The sequence below is a fragment of the Amycolatopsis sp. w19 genome (assembly GCF_051373225.1).
Lineage (GTDB): Bacteria > Actinomycetota > Actinomycetes > Mycobacteriales > Pseudonocardiaceae > Amycolatopsis > Amycolatopsis japonica.
The window spans coordinates 273,329-287,744 of record NZ_JBPQFM010000007.1 but is presented as its reverse complement, the minus strand read 5'-3'; the positions used below and the strand labels follow the sequence as shown (position 1 = coordinate 287,744).

Genomic DNA, 14,416 nt, shown 5'->3' with positions numbered 1-14,416 from the left:
CGCTATCCGTTCGAATTCACGGCGATTTCGGCGAAATCCGCACTCACCGGCCTTCGCGTGCCAAGAGTTCCCGGACCCGCTCCTGCAGCGCCTCCCTCGGGTACGCGTTCACCTGCGCTCCGGCCATCCGCACCGGGTCGCCGAAGAAGAAGTACTCGTACAGCGATTCCCGCCCGGCGAAGCTCGAGACCGACGCGTCGAACGCCAGCTTGAACAGCCGCGCGCGGTCCTTGGCCGGCAGGGTGGCCGACTGGAGGTAGGTGTCGATGTCGGGACGGCCCTCCGCTTCGAAGTCCGCCTCTCCCGGCAGCGCCATGAGGCCGGAGGCGGAGAATTTGCGGATGATCTCGGTCAGCCGCGGCGAGACCTTCGTGGGGTACCAGTTCCGGGCGGCGTTCAGGACTTCCCATTTGGGCAGGAAGACGCCGTCCTCGCTGAGTTTCCCGTCGGCCTCCGCCGCGCGCAGCACGGCCTTCTCGATCTCGACGTAGGAGATCAGCTCCGAAAGGTCCTGCTGGATGTGCTGGAAGCCGCCGATGCCGATCGCGGCGGCGATCTCACTGGCGAGCCCGAGGTAGAACTCCGTCTTGGCCAGTGTGCGCGTGACGACCTGGTGTGTCATGAGCGCGCCGGCGCCGGTCTCGGAGTACCAGGCGTTGCACAGTTCCGGATGCCCCAGCAGGAAGACCCGCTCGTTCGGGACGAAGACGTCGTCGAACACCACGACCGCGTCCATCTCCTCGAACCGGGAGGCGAGCGGTTCGTCGAAAAGCGAGCGGCCGTGGTCGAGCCCGGCGCGGCAGAAGTACTTCAGCCCCGGCGCGTCGTTCGGGACGGCGAAAGCGTAGGAATACGGTGCGTCCTCAGGCGTTCCGCGCAGGACGGTCGAGGGGAAGACCAGGAGTTCGTCGGCGATCGGCGCGATCGTGGCGAGCATCCGGGCGCCGCGGACGACGATGCCGTCTTCCCGTTCCTCGACCACCTTCGCCGACAGGTTGCCACCGCCCTGCTGGCTGCCCGAAACCGAACGGTTGACCTGCGGCGGGATCAACGTGTGCGTCGCGAGCAAGTCGTTCTCGCGCGCCATCTCGTAGTACTTCTCGATGCGCTCGCCGTAGACGGGATCGGCCTGGGAGAAGAACTTCTTCGCGGTCGAGAGGGCGGTGAGCGACGAGTTCATGTAGTCGCCGGTGCGGCCCAGGAAGCCGTTGGAGTATTCGGCCCATACGGAGAAGGCGGCGCGGCGGCGCTTGAGGTCTTCCTCGCCGCGCGGCACCAGGAACGACATGCCGACCCGCTCCCCCGTGGTCGGCGATTCGTAGGTCAGGACGTCACGGTGCGCCGGATCGTGCTGGAGGTCGAACAGCTTCGCGTAGGTCAGCGCGTTGTTGCGGAACGCCGGATGCTCGGCGACCTTGGCGGTCACCTTCTCGCCGTCGACGTACAGCTCCGGTGTCATCGCGTTGAGCTTGTCGAGGTACTGCTGTCCGGTACGGGCTCCCATGTCGTGCTCCTTCTCGGGTGGACGTCGTTGTCAGAACAGGGATTCGTGACCTTGCGCGGATTCGTGGATCGTCGAGAACCGCCCGTCGACGAAGCCGAGCGCGTCACCGGAGCGGTAGTCGAACTCCCGCACCTCACCGAGGAACAAGGTGTGGTCACCGCCGTCGTAGGTGGCCCACGGCGTGCAGTCGAACCAGCTCAGGACGCCGCCGAGCCTCGGCGCGTGCCCGCCCTCGACCCACGTCGGCGCGCCTTCCGGAGTCGGACGGCCGGCGAAGTTCATCGCGAGCGCCTCCTGCTCGGCGCCGAGGACGTTGACCGCGAACGGGCGGTCCTTGAGCAGATCGTGGCTCTTCACGGTGCGCTGGATCGAGACGAGGACGAGCGGCGGATCCATCGAGACCGCGGTGAAGGAGTTCACCGTCAGACCGTGCCGTTTCGTCGCGGCGTCGAAGGTCACCACCGCGACACCCGTCGCGAACCGGCCAAGGCAGCCTCGGAAGAACTGCGCGGGCGGGCGATAGAGGCTCGAACCCGGCGGAAAACTGGTTTCGCGTGACATCATCGTCGATTCCTGTTCTATAATCGAACAGCCAGTTCAACTATCGAAATGGATCGTATACGATGGTTTCGGACTCCCGCAAGACCGCGAGCACGTCCCAGACGCTCAGCCGCGGCATCCGCGTCCTCGAAGTCCTTGCCGACGCCCAAGAACCGCTCAGCGTCGACCGGATCGCCGAACGGTTGGAGGTGCACCGGTCGATCGCGTACCGGCTCATCCGCACCCTCGAAGAGCACGGGCTTCTCACGCGGGAACCCGCCGGGAAATACGAACTTGGCGCGCGGTTGGCCGCGCTGGCGGCGGGGATCAAACACGATCTGCAGGCCGCTGCGCTGCCCGAGCTGACCGCGGTCGCGAACGAACTCGGCATGACGTGTTTCGTGGCGGTGATGGACCGCGAGGAATGCGTGACCCTGGTCAGCGTGGAACCCCGGCACGCCGTCGCGTCCGTCGCGCAGCGCCCGGGGTCCAGGCATCCGTTCACCGCGGGCGCCCCCGGCCGCGCGATTCTCTCGCAGCTTCCGGAAGAGGACCGGCCGGCGGATGTCCGGGAAGTCGCCGACCGCGGCTACGCGGACAGCCACGGCGAGGTGATCGAGAACCTCAGCTCGGTGGCCGTGCCGCTCCCCCTGCGCGGGCACGCACCGGCCGCGCTCGCGGTCGTCTATCTGTCCAGCACACGAACCCCCGCCGAGCTCGCGGAGCGGCTCAAGGCGGCGGCGAAGGCCGTCCGTGACGCTCTCGGCGGGTGAGCGTCACAGACGGCGGGATCACTTGGAGAAGCGGAGCGTGCCGACGGTGGGGTGAAGGCTCCCTTCGCCCCGTCTAATGCGGTGAAGGGAGCCTTCATCCCTGGTCACGCTCGTGTCGTCCACCCAGTCACGCGTGTCGTCCGCCGGATCACCCGTGTCGTCCGGTCAATCACGCGACACCGCCGATGCTGAACCCTCGTGACCACCCGCACCGACCAGGCCACGTTCGGCTTGACCTCACTTGGAGAAGCGGAGCGGGCTGACCGCCTGCTCGGCTTCGTGGTCGGGCCCGAGCGGGATCCCCGACCGGTCACGCAGCAACAACGTGGCGATGAGACCGACGACGGTCATCCCGGCCAGGTAGACGGCCACGGACACCGAAGTGCCGGTCGCGTCGACCAATGCCGTCGCGATCGTCGGCGCGAACGCGCCGCCGAGGATCGCGCCCAGCGCGTACGAGATCGAAACACCGGAGAACCGGATCGACGCGGGGAACAGCTCCGCGTAGAACGCCGCCTGCTGGCCGTAGGTGAACCCGAGCCCGACGCTGAGGATGATCAACCCCAGCGCCAGCAACAAGATGTTCCCGGTGTCCACCAAGGGGAAGAGCACCGCGATACCGGCCAGTTGGGCGATCCAGCCGACGACGTAGGTGCGGCGCCTGCCGATGCGGTCGGAGACCGCGCCCGCCGCCCACGTCGAGATCAGCCAGGTCGCCGCGGACGCGGTCACCGCCCAGAGCACCGGGCCGCGGTCGAGCCCGATCGGGCCCTTCGGATTGGTCGCGTAGTTCTGGATGTAGCCGCCGGTGGTCATGTAGCCGACCGCGTTGTTGCCCGCGAACACCAGCGCGGCCACCACGACGAGTACGGCGTGTTTGCGGAACAGCTGGATGATCGGGGTCCGGGTCCGCTCGCGGCGTTCGGCGATCTCACGGAAGACCGGGCTCTCCTCGACCCGGCGCCGCACGTAGTGACCGACCAGGATCAGCCCGACGCTGAGCAGGAACGGGATCCGCCAGCCCCAGTCGAGGAACGCCTGACCGGGGACGAGCAGGCTGGTCAGCGCGAGCACACCGGAAGCCAGCAGCAGCCCGAGCGGGACACCGATCTGCGGTGAGGCGCCGAAGAGCCCCCGTCGCTTCGACGGCGCGTGTTCGACGGCCATCAGGACGGCGCCGCCCCATTCCCCGCCCGCCGAGATCCCCTGCAGGATCCGCAGCAGGATGAGCAGCACCGGCGCGAGGACGCCGATCTGGTCGAACGTCGGGAGCACACCGATCAGCGTGGTCGCGGCGCCCATCAGGATCAGGGTGAGCACCAGGACCACGCGGCGGCCGTACTTGTCGCCGAAATGCCCGGCGAGGAACGCGCCGAGCGGACGGAACAGGAAGCTCACGCCCACCGTGGCGAAGGAAACGAGCGTGCTGTTCGCCCCGAGACCGGAGAAGAACAGCTTGCCGAAGACGAGACCGGCCGCGGACGCGTAAACGAAGAAGTCGTACCACTCGACGGTGGTACCGACGACGGTCGCGAAGGCGACCCGCCGCCGGTCGGAGGACGGTGGGGCGGTCCGGCCGGATATGCGTTCATCCTGGGCTGGGTTCGACACGTGGACTCCTTTGTCGTCGGCCACCTTGCCACTGTGGCACGGAATCATATACGTTATTAGATACGAAGCAAGGGTCGAGGATTCAGGGGAACATGGGCACTTACGAGGCAACGTCGCCGTCGGGCCGCGGCTCCGGCCCGCTGGGCACCCGGCCTGGCAAGATCATCGCCGTCCATCTCAGCTACGCGTCACGCGCGGAGCAGCGTGGACGCCGTCCGGCGAACCCGTCGTACTTCTTCAAGCCGTCGAGCTCGATCGGCACGTCCGGCGGCACGGTCGAACGTCCGGCGGGTACCGAACTGCTGGCCTTCGAAGGCGAGATCGCGCTGGTCATCGGCACCACGGCCCGTTGGGTCAAACCGGACCAGGCGTGGGACCACGTCGCCGCGGTGACCGCCGCGAACGACTTCGGCCTCTACGATCTGCGCGCCGCGGACAAGGGCTCCAACGTCCGGTCCAAGGGCGGCGACGGCTACACCCCGCTCGGCCCCGGCCTCATCGACGCTCGCGACGTCGACCCGTCGTCGCTGCGCATCCGCACCTGGGTGAACGGCGACCTGGTGCAGGAGGACACCACCGCCGGGCTGCTGTTCCCCTTGCGGCAGTTCGTTTCCGATCTCTCCCAGCACTTCACGCTCGAACCGGGCGACGTCATCCTCACCGGAACCCCCGCCGGCTCGACCGTGGTCTCCCCCGGCGACGTCGTCGTGGTCGAAGTGGACGTTCCCGGCACCTCCGCCAGCAGCGGACGGCTCCACACCACGGTTTCCCAGGGGATCCGGTCCTTTTCGGACATCGGCAGCCTGCCCGAGGTAGACGAGAAACAGCGCGCCGAAGCGTGGGGAACTCCCGCTGAGGAACCTGTCGAGGAGGACGCTCCCGCCCTCAGCGAGGAATTACGCGCCAAGCTTCTTCGTGCGCCTGTCGCGGGTCTGTCCGCCCAGCTGCGCAAACGCGGTCTGAACAACGTCGCGATCGACGGCGTGCGCCCCAACCTGCCCGGTTCGAAGGTCGTCGGCACCGCGCGGACCCTGCGTTTCGTCCCGAACCGCGAGGACCTCTTCAAATCCCACGGTGGCGGCTACAACGCCCAGAAGCGGCTCTTCGACTCGGTCGGCGCCGGCGAGGTCATCGTCATCGAAGCCCGCGGTGACAAGGGTTCCGGCACGCTCGGCGACATCCTGGCGTTGCGGGCGCGCTACCTCGGCGCCGCCGGGGTGATCACCGACGGCGGTGTCCGCGACTTCGACGCCGTCGCCGCGACCGGGCTCCCGGTGTTCTCCCAGGGCGCGCATCCGGCGGTCCTCGGGCGCAAGCACGTGCCGTGGGACACCGACGTCGCGGTCGCCTGCGGCGGGGCCACCGTCCTGCCAGGGGACATCATCGTCGGCGACGACGACGGCGTGGTGGTCATCCCGCCGTCGCTGGCCGAAGAGATCGCCGACGCGGCGCTCGTTCAGGAGGACGAAGACTCCTGGATCGCCGAGCAGGTCGGACAGGGCCGCCCGATCGAGGGGCTCTTCCCGCTGAACCCGTTGTGGCGGGAAAGGTATGAGGCATGGCAGAAGAAGCAGTGAAGACGACCAGCAAATCCGAACTCGCCTACGAATGGCTACGTGAGCGGATCGCCCGGCACGAGTACGGACCCGGCTACCGGCTGGTGCTCGCCGAGATCGCCGGCGCGCTCGACATGAGCGTCGTCCCGGTGCGCGAGGCGATCCGGCGGCTGGAAGCCGAACGGCTGGTGACCTTCGAACGCAACGTCGGCGCGCGCGTGGCGATGGTGGACCAGAACGAGTACGTCCACGCGATGCAGACGCTCGGCGTCGTCGAAGGCGTCGCGACCGCGTTGTCCGCGCCGCAGCTGTCCGAAGAGAACATCGCGCGGGCGCGGCGGGTGAACGAGCGCATGATCGCCCTGCTGGACCACTTCGATGCGCACGAGTTCACCGCGCTGAACCAGCAGTTCCACTCGCTGCTCTTCGAATGCTGCCCCAACCCGCAGATCCTCGACCTCGTGCACCAGGGCTGGACCCGGCTGTCCGGCCTGCGCGACTCCACGTTCGCGTTCGTGCCCGACCGCGCGCACCGGTCGGTCGAGGAACACGAAGAGATCCTGCGGCTGATCTCCGAGAAAGCCGACCCGCTCGACATCGAATTCGCCGCGCGCAACCACCGCTGGGCCACCATGCAGGCCTTCCTGGACGCTCGAGAGCGCGCCAAGCGCTGACTGAGGAGGAATCTTGACCAGCACGTCTCCCCGGCCGATCCCGGACGGTGTCCCGGAGCGGATCCGGCACTACATCGGCGGCGAACTCGTCGATTCGGCCGACGGCGCCGTCTTCGACGTGATCGACCCCGTGACCAACGACGTCTACGTCCAGGCCGCCGCGGGCAAGAAGGCCGACATCGACCGCGCCGTCGCCGCCGCGCGGAAGGCGTTCACCGAGGGCCCCTGGCCGAAGCTGCTGCCGCGCGAGCGCTCGCGGGTGCTCAACCGCATCGCGGATCTCGTCGAGTCGCGGGACAAGCGGCTGGCCGCCTTGGAGAGTTTCGACTCGGGCCTGCCGATTTCGCAGGCGCTGGGCCAGGCACGGCGGGCCGCGGAGAACTTCCGGTTCTTCGCCGACCTGATCGTCGCGCAGGCCGACGACACCTACAAGGTGCCCGGCCGCCAGGTGAACTACGTCAACCGCAAGCCGATCGGTGTCGCCGGGCTGATCACGCCCTGGAACACGCCGTTCATGCTGGAGTCGTGGAAACTCGCGCCCGCGCTGGCGACCGGCAACACCGTCGTGCTCAAACCCGCGGAGTTCACCCCGCTTTCCGCGTCGCTGTGGGCGGAGATCTTCGAGGAGGCCGGGCTGCCGGCGGGTGTCTTCAACCTCGTCAACGGCTTCGGTGAGGACGCCGGTGACGCGCTGGTGAAGCACCCGGACGTCCCTCTGATCTCGTTCACCGGCGAGAGCGGCACCGGCAGCCTGATCTTCGGCAACGCGGCTCCGTTCCTCAAAGGACTGTCGATGGAACTGGGCGGCAAGTCGCCCGCCATCGTCTTCGCCGACGCCGATCTGGAGACCGCGATCGACGCGACGATCTTCGGCGTTTTCTCGCTCAACGGCGAACGCTGCACCGCGGGCAGCCGCATCCTGGTCGAGCGCGCGATCTACGACGAGTTCGTCGAGCGCTACGCCGCGCAGGCCAAGCGCGTCGTGGTCGGCGACCCGAGCGACCCCAAGACCGAAGTCGGCGCCTTGGTGCACCCCGAGCACTACGACAAGGTCATGAAGTACATCGAAATCGGCAAGACCGAGGGCAGGCTGGTCGCCGGCGGCGGCCGTCCGGACGGCTTCCCGACCGGGAACTACGTGGCGCCGACGGTGTTCGCCGACGTCAAGCCGGACGCCAGGATCTTCCAGGAGGAGATCTTCGGCCCGGTCGTCGCGATCACCCCGTTCGACAGCGAGGAAGAGGCGCTCGAACTCGCGAACAACACGAGGTACGGGCTCGCGGCCTACGTCTGGACCAACGACCTCAAGCGGGCGCACAACTTCGCGCAGTCCGTCGAGGCGGGCATGGTGTGGCTCAACTCGAACAACGTCCGCGATCTGCGCACGCCCTTCGGCGGGGTGAAGGCGTCCGGGCTGGGGCACGAGGGCGGCTACCGCTCGATCGACTTCTACACCGACCAGCAGGCGGTGCACATCAATCTCGGCGAGGTGCACAACCCCGCCTTCGGCAAGGGCTGAGCCCACTCAACTGTCCACAAAGGATGACGCAATGAAGCCGATCCCCACCCCGAAATCGCCGCCGCCGGACGTCCTGCGCTGCGCGTACATGGAACTCGTCGTCACCGATCTGGCGCGCTCGCGAGCCTTCTACGCCGACGTGCTCGGCCTGACGGTGACCGAGGAGGACGAGACGACGGTCAGTCTCCGCACGATCGACGAATTCATCCACCACAATCTCGTGCTGCGCCAGGGACCGGTCGCGGCGGTCGCGGCCTTCTCGTACCGGGTGCGGTCGCCCGAGGACCTGGACAAGGCCGTCGCGTTCTACACGGAACTGGGCTGCCGGGTCGAACGCCGCGCGGACGGCTACACCAAGGGCATCGGGGACTCGGTGCGCGTCCAGGACCCGCTCGGTTTCCCCATCGAGTTCTTCCACGACGTCCAGCACGTGGAGCGCCTCGGCTGGCGCTACGACCTGCACGTTCCGGGCGCGTTGGTGCGGCTCGACCACTTCAACCAGGTCACGCCGGACGTCCCGCTCGCGGTGAAGCATATGGAAGATCTCAACTTCCGGGTCACCGAAGACATCCAGGACGACCAGGGCACGACCTACGCGGCTTGGATGCGCCGTAAGCCCACCGTGCACGACACCGCGATGACCGGCGGCGACGGGCCGCGGATGCACCACGTCGCCTTCGCCACGCACGAGAAGCACAACATCCTGTCCATTTGCGACAAACTCGGTTCGCTGCGGATGTCGGACCACATCGAACGCGGACCGGGCAGGCACGGCGTGTCGAACGCGTTCTATCTGTACCTGCGCGACCCCGACGGGCACCGCGTCGAGATCTACACGCAGGACTACTACACCGGCGACCCGGACAACCCCGTCGTCACCTGGGACGTGCACGACAACCAGCGCCGCGACTGGTGGGGCACGCCGGTGGTCCCGTCCTGGTACACCGACGCCTCGCTGGTGCTCGATCTCGACGGCAAGCCGCAGCCCGTCGTCGCGCGGACCGATGACAGCGAGCTGGAGGTCACCATCGGCGCCGACGGCTTCTCGTACACGCGAAAGGGTGACGACGAAGGCGAACTGCCGGCGTGGAAGCAGGGCGAGTACAAACTCGGCAACCAGCTCTGAGCGCCGGTCGGCGGAGCTGCAGATGGATCTGAAAGGCGACCGAACGCGTGAACCCACTCGATCGCAGCGGCGGTTCACCAGCAGACAATAGGGCGGGAGAGATGCTCGAACAGGAAACGATCACCGCGATCGCCGACGAACTGGCGGCCGCGGAGGAGGCACGGGAGACGATCCCGCTGCTGACGGCGCGCTATCCGGACATGACCGTCGAGGATTCGTACGCCGTGCAGAACGAATGGCGGCGGCGAGGCATCGCGGCGGGTCGCCGTCCGGTCGGCCGCAAGATCGGGCTGACGTCGAAGGTCATGCAGGCCGCGACCGGGATCACCGAACCCGACTACGGCGCCATCTTCGCGGACATGGTGTTCGAGAACGGTTCCGTGATCGAACACAGCCGGTTCTCGAACGTGCGCATCGAGGTCGAGCTTGCCTTCGTACTCCGTGATTCCCTCGCCGGACCGGACACCACGGTGTTCGACGTGCTGCGGGCGACCGAGTACGTGGTGCCCGCGCTGGAGATCCTGTCGTCGCGCATCGAGATGGCCGGCCGGACCATCGTGGACACGATCAGCGACAACGCGGCCATGGGCGGCATGGTCTACGGCGGCAACCCGGTCGCCGTGGACGCCGTCGACCTGCGGTGGGTTTCGGCGCTGCTGTACCGGAACGAGACCATCGAGGAGTCCGGTGTCGCCGCCGCGGTGCTGAACCACCCCGCGAACGGTGTCGCCTGGCTGGCGAACAAACTCGCTCAACACGGCGACAAGCTCGACCCGGGCGACATCGTGCTGGCCGGGTCCTTCACACGGCCGATGTGGGTGCACCCCGGGGACACCGTGACCGCCGACTACCGGGATCTAGGGGCGATCACATGCCGCTTCGTCTAGATCCGCCGTTCCGGGATCAGCTCGGTGAGCGGCCGCGGATCGGCATGTGGGTCACGTCGGGCAGTCCGGTCGTCGCCGAGATCTGCGCGGGCTCCGGGCTCGACTGGCTGCTCGTCGACACCGAGCACTCCCCCGCCGGCCTGGAGACCGTGCAGTCGTTGCTGCAGACGATCGCCGCCTACCCGATCACGCCGATGGTGCGCGCTCCGTCCGGCGACGCGGTCGCGTTGAAGCAGCTGCTCGACCTGGGCGCCCAGAATCTGTTGGTGCCCATGGTCGACAGCGCCGAAGAGGCGGAAGCCGTCGTGCGGGCCGCCCGCTATCCGCCGCGAGGCGTGCGCGGTGTCGGCAGCGCCCTCTCCCGGTCCGCGCGCTGGAACAGGGTCGAGGACTACCTTGCGAAGGCCGAGGAATTCACGTCGCTGTTCGTCCAGATCGAGTCGACGGCGGGAGTCTCGGCCGCCGCCGAGATCGCCGCGGTCGACGGTGTCGACGGGGTGTTCGTCGGACCGTCCGATCTGGCCGCTTCGATGGGCCTGCTCGGGAAGCAGACGCACCCCGATGTCACCGCGGCCGTCCTGAGCACGTTCGAGGCCGTCCTCGCTTTGGGAAAACCAGTGGGAGTCAACGCGTTCGACCCGGCGCAGGCTCAGCGCTACCTCGACGCCGGCGCCTCGTTCGTCCTGGTCGGCGCCGACGTCACGCTGCTCGCCCAAGGTTCGGAGGCGCTCGCGCGGCGGCATCAGGCCTAAGGTCTTTGGGCATGTTCTCGTGGCTGCTCGACTCTGCCCTGCGCCGGCAGGTGGAACGTGACCGTTCGGCGCGCGGCGCGTTCTTTCCTGGCCGGATTCACCGGAACTCCCGGCTGCCGAGGCAGTCGTGCATCCGTGCCGCGCGGCAGCCGGGCAGGTGTGGTTCGAGGTCGATGTCGCGGCGGGTGGGCCTTCGAAGTGGCTGGGATTCGGCGGTTTAGGTTGGGTTGCGGGCCGAACACAGGGACTCGATAAGCGCCGCTTCGGGTCCACACAGAGTGACCCGCGCCCCAACGTAAAGGTGCTCGAAGGCGGTAGCACTTCATCTGTGTCAGAGCCCCTGAGACTCAATGCTTCCTTCAGGCAGGGACCCTCACGGAGTAGATGATCACCACGCAGGGGCTCATGTTCGGAAGACGATAACCACTCATGTTCTGTCCGGCGGGCATGCCGAAGGGCCCGTCGCCGGCGTGGCCCACGGGCTCTTCGGGGTTCAGACGTGATGCAGGGTGTTGCGCCGGGGTTTTCGGAGCGGATCTCGGTATTGGGGTGGGATGAACTCCGGTAACCCGTCGGCGGCCGTGCGTACTTCCCAGTCACCGTGGTGAATCAACCGATGGTGGAAACCGCACAGGAGGACCAGGTTCCGGAGATCGGTCGGACCTCCGTCTGCCCAGTGCTCAATATGATGAGCGTGGCAATTCTTCGGTTTCCGATGACACCCCGGGAAGGCACAGCCCCCGTCTCGGATGTTGAGCGCGCGTCGTTGGCCGGGAGTGACGAATCTTCGGAGGCGTCCCATATCCAGCGGCTCACCCGACGCGCCCATCACAACCGGCACCATCAGGCAATCGCAGGCGGCGAGCCGGGCTTCCCGAGCGGTCATCGTCCCTACGAAGTCCAGGCAGGCGGTGCCGAGGCCGGATTTGAGTTCCTCCAGCCCGATGGTGACATGCACCAAGGTGCGATAGCCACTGGTACCGGGCTGGTCGGGGCAGGCGATGGCCAGATCGAGAAGTTCGGCCCAGGCGTCTCCCATGCGTTCGCACTTCATCCGCAGATCCGCCTGACCGAACTCGTCCACCGGGCGTGGCTGGGCATGCGCTTCCAGCGCGGCCGCGGTGCGGGCCCCTGTCTCGTCATCGAGGAGGCCAGTGAGTTTCCAGAAGCCGTCTTTGCGCCGCTCCAGGGTGATCTCCCGGCGTGGTTCCTTCGGCTCAGGATCTTTGGGTTCCTTGCCGTCGGGATTCAGCAAGCCTTGCAGATTCGCCTCAGCCTTGGCGAGCTGCCGGGGACCGGCGTTCGGGGCGAGATTGGCGAGGATCTGCTCCGCACCCGCCCGCTCCTCCGCCGAAATGTCGGCCGGGAGGTTCTTCAAGATCTCCAGGATCTGATCAATCCGCTCATCCCCGACCAACCCCTGAGCCGCGACCGCAGCGGTCGCGGGAGCGACCGGCGGAACCTCCGTCCCATCCAACGCCCGCGTCGGATTCAACGCGATCGCCCGCTTCACGATCGGACCCGCCTCACCCCGAGCCAACCCCGCGATCTCCGCGAACCAGCTCGCCGTACTCCCATGCCCATACAAGTCTTTGACACCCCGAGACTCGATCTCCGCCAGAAACCGACCCAGACAAGCGGTCGCGATCCGAATCAGCTGCAACGTCTGCTGCACACCATGGGCAAGCTCCAGCTTGCCGGCACGCCACAGCTCCTGCGGCAACTCGGGGAAGAAGGTCTCGGACACCCCTCCATAATACACCGATAAATCGAACACATGTTCGTAATTTTAAGCAACAAACGAAACGCACGAACAACACTGGAGAGTGATTTAGAGCGTGTCTTACGTGGTGATTGGTTGCTCGTGAGCGACGAACTTGGCCGTGGCGGATCGGTTGTCGCTGCGGCTGGTGCCGGATGAGCTCTGAGTGTTTTGGCGGAGCCGTTGATTCCGGCGTTCGAGCCACGCCAGCAGGACGGTGGTACGGCGTTTTGAACCCCCTTTCTGCCCTGGCATGCGACTCCCCGCCAGAAGCAGCTCGCACAACTGCTGCCACACCCGCCCCAGCTCCTGCGGCAAGAAAGCCCGCTCACCCCTCGGCGAAAACCGAATCAGCCAACCTCAACGCGCACAACCCCAGGAAGCCGAGACGCCGCCACAACCCCACCCACAGCGACCACCCCCACAAACCCGAAGACAACACCAAAACCCAACCCCGGCCGAGATTCCAACCCCGCCAGAATCGCGCCGGTCACCGCGACGCCGCCCACCGCACCCGCTTGCCTCACCGTGTTGAACAGACCCGAAGCGCCACCCGCGGCCTCCGGATCGACGGACGCCATCGCGATGGCGGACAACGGCGACCACGCCATCGCGTTGGCGGCACCGAGCAGCGCGGCACCCATGGAGATCCACCAGGGATTCAGGTTCAGCACCACCACCAGCCCGATGAGCAGCAGGCTCGTCGCGAGCAGGCTCATGCCGAGGATCGCCGGTCGGCGCCCGCCCACCCGGTCGACCCAGCGGCCAGCCGGTGGTGACAGCAGGATCGCGACGATGGCGTCCGGTGCGAGGACCAGCGCGGCCTCGATCGGGCCGAAGCCTCGCATTTCCTGGATGTACAGCATCGTGGGAAGCGCCATCGCGAGCACGGTCGCGCCGAGCGACGCCATCGCGAGGCTCGCGGACAAGTACCCGGACGAGCGATAGAGGCGCAAAGGCGCGAGCGCGTCCGCGCCTTGTCTGCGTTCTTGGAACCAAAAACCGACCAGCAGCACGACGGCGAGGGCGGCGGCAGGCGGCGAGAGCGGGCTCCACGACAGCAGCGCCCAGACGAGAAGGCTCAGGCCGGCCGTGCTCAACGCGGCGCCGAGCAGGTCGAAACGGGCGGTGCCTCCCCGGCTTCCCGGGATCAGGCGAACACCCATGACGACGGCCGCGGCGCAAAGGGGCACGTTCACCCAGAAGATCCAGCGCCAGTCCAGGCTCGCGGTCAGCAGTCCACCCAGCACCGGACCGAGCAGGGTGGCGGCCGCCGCCACCGAGCCCCAGATACCGAAAGCGCGGCCTCGCTCATCGTCGGCGAAGAGACGACGGATCAACGTGAGCGGTTGAGGCGACATCGCGGCCGCCGCGAGGCCTTGCAGGATCCGGAAGGCGATGAGCCAGCCGATCGACGGCGCGAGCCCGCACAGCGCGGAGGCGACGGCGAAACCTCCCATGCCGAAAAGGTAGACACGCTTGGGGTCGAAGAGATCGCCGAGCCTGCCGGCGACCAGCAACGGGACCGAGAACGCGAGCAGATAGCCCGCCGTCACCCAGAACAGCGCGGAGACGTCCCCTCCGAGGTCGGCTTGGATGCTCGGGCTCGCCACGGCGACGATCGTCGTATCGAGCAGGAGCACGAAGAATCCCGCCAGCAGAGCCGCGAGGCCACCCCATCGCGAAGATGTCATCCGCCCCCCAAACCGCGT

At 67.4% G+C, this 14,416-nt stretch carries 12 protein-coding genes; 7 read left to right on the top strand and 5 right to left on the bottom strand.

What is annotated here, in order from left to right; translation table 11 throughout:
• Positions 1–43 precede the first annotated feature (43 nt).
• Positions 44–1,504 carry a 4-hydroxyphenylacetate 3-monooxygenase, oxygenase component gene (gene hpaB / locus ACSMFO_RS17500; protein WP_436459578.1) on the bottom strand — a complete coding sequence of 487 codons (1,461 nt, stop codon included), beginning with the start codon at positions 1,502–1,504 and terminating at the stop codon, positions 44–46.
• A 30-nt stretch (positions 1,505–1,534) separates the two neighbouring features.
• On the bottom strand, positions 1,535–2,068 hold the full coding sequence (locus ACSMFO_RS17495; RefSeq protein WP_038512849.1) for a flavin reductase family protein: 534 nt from the start codon (positions 2,066–2,068) through the stop codon (positions 1,535–1,537).
• Positions 2,069–2,127: 59 nt separating this feature from the next.
• Here ACSMFO_RS17495 and ACSMFO_RS17490 point away from each other — a divergent pair, with 59 nt between their 5' ends.
• Positions 2,128–2,817, top strand: a complete 690-nt coding sequence (locus tag ACSMFO_RS17490) for an IclR family transcriptional regulator (RefSeq protein WP_037338646.1) — start codon at positions 2,128–2,130, stop codon at positions 2,815–2,817.
• A gap of 237 nt (positions 2,818–3,054) precedes the next feature.
• On the opposite strand, the gene ACSMFO_RS17485 is transcribed toward ACSMFO_RS17490, so the two are convergent.
• Positions 3,055–4,428, bottom strand: coding sequence for an MFS transporter (locus ACSMFO_RS17485; protein ID WP_436459575.1), 1,374 nt, complete (start codon positions 4,426–4,428; stop codon positions 3,055–3,057).
• Positions 4,429–4,520: 92 nt separating this feature from the next.
• On the opposite strand from ACSMFO_RS17485, the gene ACSMFO_RS17480 reads away from it, so the two are divergent.
• From ACSMFO_RS17480 to ACSMFO_RS17455, 6 genes are all read left to right on the top strand, one after another.
• Positions 4,521–6,005, top strand: a complete 1,485-nt coding sequence (locus ACSMFO_RS17480; protein WP_436459573.1) for a fumarylacetoacetate hydrolase family protein — start codon at positions 4,521–4,523, stop codon at positions 6,003–6,005.
• A complete protein-coding gene (locus ACSMFO_RS17475; protein WP_016334631.1) occupies positions 5,987–6,658 on the top strand; it encodes a GntR family transcriptional regulator in 672 nt (223 codons plus the stop codon). Before ACSMFO_RS17480 ends, ACSMFO_RS17475 begins: the two co-directional genes overlap by 19 nt.
• A 13-nt stretch (positions 6,659–6,671) precedes the next feature.
• The gene (gene hpaE, locus ACSMFO_RS17470; RefSeq protein ID WP_436459572.1) at positions 6,672–8,177 is read left to right on the top strand and encodes a 5-carboxymethyl-2-hydroxymuconate semialdehyde dehydrogenase; all 1,506 of its coding nucleotides are present in this window, start codon (positions 6,672–6,674) and stop codon (positions 8,175–8,177) included.
• 31 nt (positions 8,178–8,208) lie between these two features.
• Positions 8,209–9,303 carry a 3,4-dihydroxyphenylacetate 2,3-dioxygenase gene (gene hpaD / locus ACSMFO_RS17465; protein ID WP_436459571.1) on the top strand — a complete coding sequence of 365 codons (1,095 nt, stop codon included), beginning with the start codon at positions 8,209–8,211 and terminating at the stop codon, positions 9,301–9,303.
• 101 nt (positions 9,304–9,404) lie between these two features.
• Entirely contained in the window at positions 9,405–10,190 is a 786-nt protein-coding gene (gene hpaH / locus ACSMFO_RS17460; protein WP_125695198.1) for a 2-oxo-hept-4-ene-1,7-dioate hydratase, read from the top strand.
• Complete coding sequence (locus ACSMFO_RS17455) at positions 10,175–10,942, top strand: HpcH/HpaI aldolase family protein (protein WP_436459569.1); 768 nt, start codon at positions 10,175–10,177, stop codon at positions 10,940–10,942. The genes hpaH and ACSMFO_RS17455 overlap by 16 nt, the downstream gene beginning before the upstream one ends.
• A gap of 493 nt (positions 10,943–11,435) precedes the next feature.
• Here ACSMFO_RS17455 and ACSMFO_RS17450 read toward each other — a convergent pair whose 3' ends face one another.
• The gene (locus ACSMFO_RS17450; RefSeq protein WP_436459567.1) at positions 11,436–12,689 is read right to left on the bottom strand and encodes a DUF222 domain-containing protein; all 1,254 of its coding nucleotides are present in this window, start codon (positions 12,687–12,689) and stop codon (positions 11,436–11,438) included.
• Between the two features lie 365 nt (positions 12,690–13,054).
• Positions 13,055–14,398, bottom strand: coding sequence for an MFS transporter (locus ACSMFO_RS17445; RefSeq protein ID WP_436459565.1), 1,344 nt, complete (start codon positions 14,396–14,398; stop codon positions 13,055–13,057).
• Positions 14,399–14,416 lie beyond the last annotated feature (18 nt).

What these genes read in the sequence shown, in the direction of transcription:
- ACSMFO_RS17475 (WP_016334631.1), top strand. Translation starts at nt 5,987, where the DNA reads ATGGCAGAAGAAGCAGTGAAGACGACCAGCAAATCCGAACTCGCCTAC.
- ACSMFO_RS17480 (WP_436459573.1), top strand. Translation starts at nt 4,521, where the DNA reads ATGGGCACTTACGAGGCAACGTCGCCGTCGGGCCGCGGCTCCGGCCCG.
- ACSMFO_RS17490 (WP_037338646.1), top strand. Translation starts at nt 2,128, where the DNA reads ATGGTTTCGGACTCCCGCAAGACCGCGAGCACGTCCCAGACGCTCAGC.
- hpaD (WP_436459571.1), top strand. Translation starts at nt 8,209, where the DNA reads ATGAAGCCGATCCCCACCCCGAAATCGCCGCCGCCGGACGTCCTGCGC.
- hpaB (WP_436459578.1), bottom strand. Translation starts at nt 1,504, where the DNA reads ATGGGAGCCCGTACCGGACAGCAGTACCTCGACAAGCTCAACGCGATG.
- ACSMFO_RS17495 (WP_038512849.1), bottom strand. Translation starts at nt 2,068, where the DNA reads ATGATGTCACGCGAAACCAGTTTTCCGCCGGGTTCGAGCCTCTATCGC.
- ACSMFO_RS17445 (WP_436459565.1), bottom strand. Translation starts at nt 14,398, where the DNA reads ATGACATCTTCGCGATGGGGTGGCCTCGCGGCTCTGCTGGCGGGATTC.
- hpaH (WP_125695198.1), top strand. Translation starts at nt 9,405, where the DNA reads ATGCTCGAACAGGAAACGATCACCGCGATCGCCGACGAACTGGCGGCC.
- ACSMFO_RS17455 (WP_436459569.1), top strand. Translation starts at nt 10,175, where the DNA reads ATGCCGCTTCGTCTAGATCCGCCGTTCCGGGATCAGCTCGGTGAGCGG.